Raw genomic sequence first — 9,764 nt, 5'->3', positions numbered from 1 at the left:
AACGCTCGGCTGGGAAACCCCAGCCGAGCGCCTGCATAAACTCATCGCGGCCTAGACAACCGACCACGTGTTGCAACGACCCCTAGAAACCGCCCGCAGTGCCGGGGGGCTCTCGGATGTTCGGAGGGGGGGCGCTCAGCCGGCCGTGCCGTACAGCCGGTCGCCCGCGTCGCCCAGGCCGGGGACGATGTAGCCGTTCTCGTTCAGCCGCTCGTCCACGGCGGCGGTGACCACGGTGACCGGCAGGCCGGCCAGCTCGCGCTCCATCACCGCGACGCCCTCCGGCGCGGCCAGCAGCACCACGGCGGTGACGTCGGTGGCACCGCGCTCGATCAGCATCCTGATCGCGGCGACCAGGGTGCCGCCGGTGGCCAGCATCGGGTCGAGCACGTAGACCTGGCGGCCGGAGAGGTCGTCGGGCATCCGGGTGGCGTACGTGGAGGCCTCCAGGGTCTCCTCGTTGCGCACCATGCCGAGGAAGCCCACCTCGGCGGTCGGCAGCAGGCGGGTCATCCCGTCCAGCATGCCGAGGCCGGCCCGCAGGATCGGCACGACCAGGGGACGCGGGTAGCTGAGCCGGGTGCCGAGGGTGACCGCCACGGGCGTGGTGATCTCCACCTCGTCGGTGCGGACGTCCCGGGTGGCCTCGTAGGCGAGGAGGGTCACCAGCTCGTCGGTCAGGCGACGGAAGGTCGGCGAGTCGGTGCGCTCGTCGCGCAGGGTGGAGAGCTTGTGGGCGACCAGGGGGTGGTCGACGACGTGGAGACGCATGTACCGAGGTTAGCCCGGTCCTGGACGCCTGTACGACACGCCGTGCCAGGCCGCCGACCGGCGGCTGTCACGCTCCGGTGACACGCCGTGACGTGCCAGGAATGTCCGGACGGAACCGGCTCCTGTGGTATCAACCCGGCCGTTCTGGGAATGTCACGTCTTATGACGAGCAACCCGAGGGCCGGGGACGGCTCGGCCGACGAGCCCGTCGACGGGCCGGCCCTCCGCGCCGGCCCGCCGCAGGAGCCTCCGGAGACCGAGTCGGAGCGCCGCAAGCGGCGGGCCGTCTTCCTGCGCGAGCTCGCCGAGGCCCGCGAGCTGAGGGAGCGGGTCCAGCCCCGGCGGACCAAGGAACGGCGGATGCGGGAAGCGATGCGGATGCGAACCTTCCGGATCTGACCGGCCCCGCCACCGACCCCGCCGCGGCCCGCCGGGCGGTCGGACCGACATTCGACCGGCTTCGGACGGCCCCGCCCCGGTTCCGCCCCACACCGCTCGGCCCTTCCGACACGACCTGCAAAGACGCGCTGCCGAACACCCCCCGCGAGGGCGGGCTTTCTGTCACGATTCCGAGGGGACGGTCCGAACAAGCGGACCGCCTCTGGCGCGGGGGCGGCCAGATTTTCGCGTCGCCCGAGCGCGCCGACAGCCGAGACCGATGATCTTGGGAGTGTCCCTGGTGGCGTACTTCGCTGCAGTGCTTGCTCGCTCCGAGGACGGGTGGGACGTGAGCGAGACGGAGCTCGACGACGTCGAAACCCTGGCCGATCTGGCCGATCTGGCCCGCGACTCCGCGCAGGACGACGACAGCGTCCTGATCTTCATCGAACAGGAGGACTCCTGGTTCGCGATCGTCCGGGTGGACGGTGAGGACGACCCGCGGATCTTCGTGTCCGACGGAGCCGCCGCCGCCCGCAGCTCCTACGGCTCCGTCCTCACCGACGAGCTGGTCGACCAGGCCGGCGAGAGCGAGTTCGGCGACCTGGACCACCTGCTGGACGAGGAAGCGGAGACCGAGGAGCAGGACGACGAGGACGCGGACGCCCACGGCGGCGTCCCGGTCGGCCCGCTCGGCGACGCCCACCTGCTGACCGAGTTCGGCCTGGCCTCCGACGAACTGCTCGCCCTCAGCGGCGAGGGCGCCGTGCCGGGCGACGCCCTGGAGGAGATCGCCGAGGCCCTGGGCTGCGGCGAGGTCCTGGAAGCGGTCCGGTAGCGGCACCGGTCGCACCGGTGTCCGCCACCGGATGCCCGACACTGGATGCCATGCAGCCCGCATCCACCCCGCTGACCGTCCCGTACGTCCCCCCGCTGCCCGCCCCCGTCCGCCCCGACCCGGTCCGCGACCGCTGGGCGGCGCCGATGCGCCTCGCCATCGCCGAGGCCGCCCTGGCGCCGGCCACCGGGGACGTCCCGGTCGGGGCGCTCGTCCTGGGCCCGGACGGCGAGGTGATCGGACGCGGCCACAACGAGCGCGAGGCGGTCGGCGACCCGACCGCGCACGCCGAGGTGGTCGCGATCCGGCAGGCCGCCGAACGGATCGGGGAGTGGCGGCTGAGCGGCTGCACCCTGGTGGTCACCCTGGAGCCCTGCACGATGTGCGCCGGCGCCATCGTGCTGTCCCGGATCGACCGGGTGGTCTACGGCGCCCTCGACGAGAAGGCCGGCGCGGCCGGCTCGCTCTTCGACGTGATGCGCGACCGCCGGCTCAACCACCGGCCCGAGGTGATCTGGGGCGTGCTCGCCGAGGAGTGCGGCGAGCAGCTGCGCGCCTTCTTCGACACCCACCGCTGAGCCGCCCGGCCCCGGCCCCGCCCGATACGGATTTCGTGACCGCGCCACCCGTCCGGTAGAGTTCCCCTCGGTAGCGTGTCCGAGCGGCCAAAGGAGCACGCCTCGAAAGCGTGTGTGGGGGCAACTCCACCGTGGGTTCGAATCCCACCGCTACCGCTCGAAAGCCCGAAGGCCCGTCCGATCACGGACGGGCCTTCGGCGTTTGCGTACTCCGGACCGTTGCGCGCTCCGGGCCGTTTGCGTACTCGGGACCGTTCGCGCACTCCGGACGGCGGCGGAGCGCCCCCTGACGCGGGGAAGGCTCCCGGACGCGGAAAAGGCTCCGTACTCCGGGCCCATGACCACCATGGCCCGGCTCGTACGGAGCCTTGGAGGGGGAGCGGCTCGGGGGGACTGACCGCTCCCCCGGCGGAGTCCCACAACCGGCGCCGCGTGGGGGGAAAGCCGCGACCACCGGTCCCACAGCGGGGGCTCCGGATCCACGTGCCGGGGATTCCTGCCAGATCCTCGGCACGTCATCCATCCTGCCGCCCGGCCCCGGGCCGGGCACCCGGAGAAAGGCCCCACTCGCGGGGACCTTCGTCCCGCCGGGCGAACGCGTCGCACACTTGATAGCCCGTCCGGTGGATAAGCTGCCCTGCAGGGCCGCTCGGGGACCGGATGACGGCGGCCCACGGCAGGGAGGAAGGTCACGATGGCGCAGGCTAAGAAGATCGGCATGGCCCTCCTGCTCATCTTCGTGCTCTACTCGATCATCACCTCACCGGCCCGGTCCGCCGAACTCGTCCAGCTGGGTTTCGAGGGCATCTCGAACGCGGCCAAGGCGGTCGGCACCTTCATGACCGGTCTGATCAAGTAAGGAGCGGCAATCGTGATCCGCCACCTGGTCCTGTTCAAGCTCGACGAAGGCGTCGCCAAGGACGAGCAGCGCGTGCTCGCCGCCGCCAAGGCGTTCGAGGAGCTCGGCGCGCTGATCCCCGAGCTGCGCGAGTGGGAGTGCGGCTGGAACACCACCGAGCGCGACATCGCGTACGACTACGCGATCAACAGCCTGGTCGAGGACCGCACGGCCCTCCAGGCGTACCTGACCCACCCCGCGCACCAGGCCGCAGCCGGCCAGTGGCGCGCGTTCGCGACCTGGGTGATCGCCGACATCGAGGTCTGACCCCCGCCGCCGTCCCCCGGACGGCCCGCGCCCGCCCCGCCCGGCTCCCGGGCGGGGCGTCTCCGTCTGCCCCGGAACAACCCTTGCGGCGCCTCGCCGACCGGGTGGCCACCGGCTGCGCACCCCACCAACACACCTCCACCGGGTGCTTGCCCGACCTGCGCCCACCTTGTGATGCTATGACCGGTTTTGCCGGACATGGCGAGGTACCGAACCAGCCGCGACACCCGATCCGCAGGGCCCACCGTTGTCGACTTTGGGAGGGGGGACGTGTCCGTGGACGAGGTGTTGGCCGCAATCATCAGTCCGGCCGGCGAGCTGCGCCCGGACGGGCTGCGCGGCCCCGGCGGTCGCCCCGCCGTGGACGTCCGGACGCTCACCCGGGTGCTGTTCGAGCGGCTCACCGAGCTGCCCCCCGACGCCCCCGAGCGGGAACGGGTCCGGGCCGCCCTGATCGAGGTGAACATCCCCCTGGTCCGCTACGCCGCCACCCGCTTCCGCAGCCGCAGCGAGCCGATGGAGGACGTCGTCCAGGTCGGCACCATCGGCCTGATCAACGCGATCGACCGCTTCGACCCGACCCGGGGCGTCCAGTTCCCCACCTACGCGCTGCCGACCATCCTGGGCGAGATCAAGCGCTACTTCCGGGACAACGTCCGCACCATGCACGTCCCGCGCCGGCTCCAGGAGCTCTGGGTCCAGGTCAGCGGCGCCATGGAGGAGCTGACGGTGCTGCACGGGCGGACCCCCAAGGTGCCCGAGATCGCCGCCAGCCTGCGGATCCCCGAGGAGGACGTCCGGGCCTGCCTGGACGCCGGGCGCGCCTACAACGCCGCCTCGCTGGAGGCCGCCCAGGAGCACGAGGGCGGACTCGCCCTGCTGGACCGGCTCGGCTACGAGGACTCCGCCCTGGCCGAGGTCGAGCACCGCGACATGGTCCGCCACCTGCTGGTCCAACTGCCCGAACGGGAGCGGCGGATCGTGATGCTGCGGTTCTTCGCCAACCTCACCCAGTCGCAGATCAGCACCGAGCTGGGGATGTCGCAGATGCACGTCTCCCGGCTGCTCTCGCGGATCCTGACCAGGCTTCGGACCGGCAACTCCTGGGAAGAGTGAGATTGCAGCGCGTTACCCCGGCGTGACATCTTGCGACGTTCGGGTTTGCCGTGCACCGTGTTCCGGTATGCAGGGGGTTGGGCCCCCGCCGGGAACCTCCGTGCGACGGCCCCCGTTCAACTGTCAGTCACGAGGGGGTGGGCGCATGTCCGGAGAGCTGGGCACTGCGGAGATCCACGCTGGTCAGGCCGAGGGTACGGCGGTCACCGGGGACCGGATCCCGCTCCAGCGGGCCACGTCCCTCGCGAGGCCCGGCCCCGGAGCACCCGGAGCCGGAGCGCCCGGCGCCGGAGCCGCCACCGCGGCACCGCCCGGCTCCGGGCTGGACACCCGGACGCTCTCCCGCTCGCTCTTCCTGCGGCTGGCCGCGCTGGAGCCCGGTAGCGCGGAGCACACCTACGTCCGCGACACCCTGATCGAGCTCAACCTGCCGCTGGTCCGGTACGCCTCGGCGCGCTTCCGCAGCCGCAACGAGCCGATGGAGGACATCGTCCAGGTCGGCACCATCGGCCTGATCAAGGCGATCGACCGCTTCGACCCGGAACGCGGGGTGGAGTTCCCCACCTTCGCGATGCCCACCGTGGTCGGCGAGATCAAGCGCTTCTTCCGGGACACCAGCTGGTCGGTCCGGGTGCCGCGACGGCTCCAGGAGCTGCGACTGGCGCTCACCAAGGCCGGGGACGAACTGTCCCAGCGACTGGACCGCTCCCCCACCGTCGCCGAACTGGCCGTCTGCCTCGGGGTCAGTGAGGAGGACGTGGTCGAGGGCCTCGCGGTGGGCAACGCCTACACCGCCTCCTCGTTGGACTCCAGCCCCGGCGAGGAGGACAGCGAGGGGCCGCTGGCCGAGCGGCTCGGCTACGAGGACCTCGCGCTGGAGGGCGTGGAGTACCGGGAGTCGCTCAAGCCGCTGCTGGCCAAGCTGCCGCCGCGCGAGCGCCGGATCATCATGCTGCGGTTCTTCGGCAACCTCACCCAGTCGCAGATCGGCGAGGAGATCGGGATCTCCCAGATGCACGTCTCCCGACTGCTCACCCGGACGCTGACCCAGCTCCGCGCGGGGCTGATCAACGAGGGCTGACCGCCACCGCTGCCGGCGGCGGGGTCAACTCCCGTCGCCGTCCAGCAGGTTGGCGCGCAGCCCGGCCAGCACCCGGTCGTCCAGTCCGAGCCCCGCGCGCCAGAACGCGGCGAAGTCGCCCCAGCCGGACTCGACCTCCGCGAAGGCCGCGTCCAGGTAGTCGCGCTCGGCCCGGAAGACCGGCAGCAGGAGCTCGGGCTCGCGCATCAGGCCGCGACCGGCGAAGTCCGCCAGCACCAGTTCGACCACGGCCGCGACCCGCTCGTTGGTGAGCAGGTAGTCGGCGAGCACGGTCTCGCGGTCCACGCCCAGCGCGGTCAGCAGCAGCGCCGCCGCCCAGCCGGTGCGGTCCTTGCCCGCCGAGCAGTGGAACAGCAGCGGCACGCCGTCCGGGGCGGCCAGCAGCCGCAGCAGGGCGGCGAAGGTCTCGCGGGCCTCCCGGTCGGTGACGAACCAGCGGTAGAGACCGGTCATCATGGCGGCCGCCCGGCCTTCGCCGAGCACGGCGCTCTGCCGGTCCGGGCTGCGCTCCGCCAGGGCGCCGCGCAGGGTCGCGTGGATGTCGAAGTCCGTTGCCTGCAAAGGGAGATGGTGTGCGGTCACGCCGCCCGGCAGGACGTCCCGGCCGGCCTCGCGGACCTCGTCGGCGCTGCGCAGGTCGACCACCGCGCGCAGGCCGAGCGCGCCCAGCGGGTCGAGGTCCTCGGCGGTGATGCGGTTCAGGCCATCGCTGCGCAGGACCACGCCGGCCCGCAGCACCCCTCCGTCGGCCGTCCGGTACCCACCCAGATCGCGGGCGTTGACCGCACCCCGCAGCCCGAGACTGCGGCCGACCAGGATGGTTCCGGCGGACTCCCGGAGCGTATTCCGTACGCCCCCGATTCGCTCGGACGCGATCTGACGATCGGCCACCCGCGGCCTCCATTGCATATTCGGACTGTCACATGGCACAGCGGTGCCGGATATTGCATGAACCTGCCCATTGGAGCGGCAGGATGTGCAAGAGTGTCATGCGCAACGACGACAGTGTAGGTGCCCCACGGAGCCGTGCGAGGCGCACAGTCGGTAACCAGCTGTAGCAGTCGGCTTCCGGTTTTTCATTTTCAATTCATTATTTGCGCGAGCGGTCCGGTTACGGTCACAATCAGCGCCTCCATGGCTTCACCATGAACGTTGGTAACAGGTTCGCTGCACTATCGCCCAATTGGTCCCCCGGACTGCCGACCCTCGACCAGGATGGGCGCCGGGCAGCCTGCTGCCCGCGAACAGCTACACGGGCAGGCGAGCGCCGAAGCAGCGCGGCGCCTGACCCAAGGGGAGGATCAGACATGGGTCGAGCGACCCGAAGAGTCGCCGCTTGCGCAGCGGCAGTTCTGCTGGCCAGCGGCCTGCAGACCACCCTGGCCCACGGCGACACCACGCCGCCCAGGATCGACCTCACCATCCTGGTCATCGACGACGGGGGCCCGTCGGTCGCGGCGATCACCGCCGAGCTCAAGAGCCAGGGGACGCCCTACAAGGTCGTCAGCCTCAATGACACCAACCGCCCCGTCATCAACGCCGCTTTCCTGAGCGACACGGTGAACGGGCTGCCCTGGGGCAAGTACCAGGGCATCGTGCTGCCCAACGAAAACCCCTTCCCGAACAGCGCCGCCGAGATGGCCGCGATCGCCACCTACGAAGCGGCTTTCAACGTCCGGCAGATCGACGCCTACACCTGGGCCAGCCCGGCCGTCGGCCTGAACTACGCCCAGAATCCGGGATTCGTCGGGACCCTCGACGGAATCCAGGCCGCCACCACCACGGCCGGAACTTCGGGCCCGTTCGGGTACCTCAAGGGCAGCGTGCCGTTCGAGGACAACGACCCGAAGGTCAGCGAGAGCTACGGCTACCTGGCGACCCCGCTCGCCAACCTGCCGTCCGGCGCCTCCTTCGTCCCGCTGGTCGACGCGGGGATACCCGACTCGACCAGCCGCGGTTCGCTGGTCGGTGAGTACACCCACGACGGCCGCAAGGAACTGGTCGTCACCTTCGTCTACAACCAGTACCAGCAGCAGTACCGGCTGCTGGCCCGCGGCATGGTCGACTGGATCACCCAGGGCGTCCACCTCGGCTACGACCGCAACTACTTCGCCACCCACGTCGACGACGTGTTCCTCGCCGACGACCGCTGGGACACCGTGCTCAAGTGCACCCCCGGCGACGTCACCTGCCCGCCCGGCACCCCGGACACCGCCAACCCGATCCGGATGACCCCCGCCGACGCGCAGTACCTCAAGCAGTGGCAGACCGCCAACAACTTCACCCTGGACATGGTGTTCAACGGCGGCGGCAGCGAGGACTGGAAGTCCGACCACCAGACCACGGTGGACCCGACCGCCACCCAGATGATCACCGACCAGACCAGCTACCGCTGGGTCAACCACACCTACACCCACCCCTACCTGGGCTGCGTGCAGGACGTCTCGGTGGTCCCGTGGAAGTGCACCAAGGACGCGTCCGGCAACACCGTCTGGACCGACCAGAACACCATCTCCACCCAGATCAAGCAGAACTTCGACTGGGCCACGGCCAACGGCCTCAAGGTCGACCCGCAGGTGCTCGTCACCGGTGAGCACTCCGGTCTGCTCACCGCCCCGCAGGAGACCAGCGACAACCCGAACCTGGCGCCGGCGCTGGCCGCCAACGGCATCAAGTTCACCGGCAGCGACGCCTCCCGCGAGCCCGCCCAGCGGGCCGTCGGCTCGTCCACGCTGACCGTGCCGCGGTACCCGATGAACGTCTTCTACAACGCCGGTTCGGCGAAGGAGGAGGCCGACGAGTACAACTGGATCTACACCAGCAAGGCCAACGGCGGCAGCGGCGTGTGCGAGAACAACGCCAACTCCACCTGCCTGCCCGCGCCGCTGGACACCGCCACCGGCTACCAGTCGTACATCGTGCCGCTGGAGGCCCGGATCGACCTCGGCCACGTGCTGAGCAACGACCCGCGCCCGCACTTCGTGCACCAGTCGAACCTCTCCGAGGACCGCATCCTGTACCCGGTGCTGGAGAAGATCCTCGGCACCTACCGCTCGCTGTTCGCCGACAACGCCCCGATCGTGAACCTCGGGGAGCGCGAGATCGGCCAGGAGTTCCAGAAGCGCGCGGCCTGGGACAAGGCGGTCGCCGCCGGCCAGGTCACCGCCTACAAGATCGGCAACACCGTCACGGTCAACGCACCCGCCGGTGTTCAGGTCCAGGCCACCATGCCGACCGGAACTGCTCAGAAGATGGCCATCGGAACGGCCGCCTTCGGTTCGGCCTACGCCGGTACGCTCTCTGGCTGGGTGTCCCCGGGCGCCCTGCAGAGCGGCATCACCCTGCAGCTGCCGTCCGGCAGTGCGCCGGCCGCCCCGGCCGCCGTCGCCCCGAACGTGGCCGCCAAGTCCGTCCCGGCACCGGCGCCGGCGGACAAGAAGGTCGTGCCGCAGGGCGTCGCCACGCCCGTCCCGGCCGGCCCGGGTGACGTCACCCGCAAGCCCGCCCAGTCCCTCGTCCCCGGCAGCGGCACCACGGTGCCCGGCAAGGACGTCGTCCCGGGCGCGAAGACCCAGGGCAACGGTGCCCCGGCCGGCAACGGCCAGAACGGCTCCGGCAAGGCCTCTGGGGGGACGGCCTCGCACGGCACCACCACCACCGGACGCTCCGGCAACCGGTAATCCGTAGCACCCCGTGGGGGGGGGGGGGGGGGGGGGCGGGGGAGGACCCCCCCAGGTTCCCCCCCCCCCCCCCCAAACAGAAAAAAAAAAAAAAAAAAAAAAGGAGGGGAAGAAAGAGGGTGTCCCCACCCAGGAA

General features: G+C 70.9%; 10 protein-coding genes and 1 tRNA gene. 9 read left to right on the top strand and 2 right to left on the bottom strand.

All coding sequences use genetic code 11. The features are described from left to right. Positions 1-135 precede the first annotated feature (135 nt). A complete protein-coding gene (upp, locus tag ACZ58X_RS25805) occupies positions 136-771 on the bottom strand; it encodes a uracil phosphoribosyltransferase (protein ID WP_380408944.1) in 636 nt (211 codons plus the stop codon). Positions 772-933: 162 nt separating this feature from the next. On the opposite strand from upp, the gene ACZ58X_RS25800 reads away from it, so the two are divergent. From ACZ58X_RS25800 to ACZ58X_RS25765, 8 genes are all read left to right on the top strand, one after another. Continuing rightward, a complete protein-coding gene (locus ACZ58X_RS25800; protein ID WP_360227214.1) occupies positions 934-1,170 on the top strand; it encodes a hypothetical protein in 237 nt (78 codons plus the stop codon). A 259-nt stretch (positions 1,171-1,429) separates the two neighbouring features. Beyond that, entirely contained in the window at positions 1,430-1,987 is a 558-nt protein-coding gene (locus tag ACZ58X_RS25795) for a tRNA adenosine deaminase-associated protein (RefSeq protein ID WP_470335960.1), read from the top strand. 50 nt (positions 1,988-2,037) lie between these two features. Continuing rightward, the gene (gene tadA / locus ACZ58X_RS25790; RefSeq protein ID WP_470335959.1) at positions 2,038-2,565 is read left to right on the top strand and encodes a tRNA adenosine(34) deaminase TadA; all 528 of its coding nucleotides are present in this window, start codon (positions 2,038-2,040) and stop codon (positions 2,563-2,565) included. Positions 2,566-2,634: 69 nt separating this feature from the next. After that, positions 2,635-2,721 (top strand) — tRNA-Ser (locus tag ACZ58X_RS25785). 538 nt (positions 2,722-3,259) lie between these two features. Further along, positions 3,260-3,424, top strand: coding sequence for a hypothetical protein (locus ACZ58X_RS25780; protein ID WP_188304848.1), 165 nt, complete (start codon positions 3,260-3,262; stop codon positions 3,422-3,424). Between the two features lie 12 nt (positions 3,425-3,436). Then, a complete protein-coding gene (locus tag ACZ58X_RS25775) occupies positions 3,437-3,730 on the top strand; it encodes a Dabb family protein (protein WP_470335958.1) in 294 nt (97 codons plus the stop codon). Between the two features lie 270 nt (positions 3,731-4,000). Beyond that, entirely contained in the window at positions 4,001-4,846 is an 846-nt protein-coding gene (locus tag ACZ58X_RS25770; protein WP_470335957.1) for an RNA polymerase sigma factor SigF, read from the top strand. A 145-nt stretch (positions 4,847-4,991) separates the two neighbouring features. Then, a complete protein-coding gene (locus ACZ58X_RS25765; protein WP_470335956.1) occupies positions 4,992-5,927 on the top strand; it encodes an RNA polymerase sigma factor SigF in 936 nt (311 codons plus the stop codon). A 24-nt stretch (positions 5,928-5,951) separates the two neighbouring features. Here ACZ58X_RS25765 and ACZ58X_RS25760 read toward each other — a convergent pair whose 3' ends face one another. Continuing rightward, a complete protein-coding gene (locus tag ACZ58X_RS25760) occupies positions 5,952-6,839 on the bottom strand; it encodes a tyrosine-protein phosphatase (protein WP_470335955.1) in 888 nt (295 codons plus the stop codon). A gap of 416 nt (positions 6,840-7,255) precedes the next feature. On the opposite strand from ACZ58X_RS25760, the gene ACZ58X_RS25755 reads away from it, so the two are divergent. After that, complete coding sequence (locus ACZ58X_RS25755) at positions 7,256-9,628, top strand: hypothetical protein (protein WP_470335954.1); 2,373 nt, start codon at positions 7,256-7,258, stop codon at positions 9,626-9,628. The last annotated feature ends 136 nt before the right edge of the window (positions 9,629-9,764 follow it).

The sequence above is a fragment of the Kitasatospora sp. NPDC040550 genome (genome assembly GCF_055594965.1).
Note: the sequence above shows the minus strand (reverse complement) of the source record. Positions and strands in the feature narration are given on the sequence as shown.

Bases quoted from the DNA above. Each gene is read 5' to 3' on its own strand.
- upp (WP_380408944.1), bottom strand. From the start codon at position 771: ATGCGTCTCCACGTCGTCGACCACCCCCTGGTCGCCCACAAGCTCTCC.
- ACZ58X_RS25800 (WP_360227214.1), top strand. From the start codon at position 934: ATGACGAGCAACCCGAGGGCCGGGGACGGCTCGGCCGACGAGCCCGTC.
- ACZ58X_RS25795 (WP_470335960.1), top strand. From the start codon at position 1,430: ATGATCTTGGGAGTGTCCCTGGTGGCGTACTTCGCTGCAGTGCTTGCT.
- tadA (WP_470335959.1), top strand. From the start codon at position 2,038: ATGCAGCCCGCATCCACCCCGCTGACCGTCCCGTACGTCCCCCCGCTG.
- ACZ58X_RS25780 (WP_188304848.1), top strand. From the start codon at position 3,260: ATGGCGCAGGCTAAGAAGATCGGCATGGCCCTCCTGCTCATCTTCGTG.
- ACZ58X_RS25765 (WP_470335956.1), top strand. From the start codon at position 4,992: ATGTCCGGAGAGCTGGGCACTGCGGAGATCCACGCTGGTCAGGCCGAG.
- ACZ58X_RS25755 (WP_470335954.1), top strand. From the start codon at position 7,256: ATGGGTCGAGCGACCCGAAGAGTCGCCGCTTGCGCAGCGGCAGTTCTG.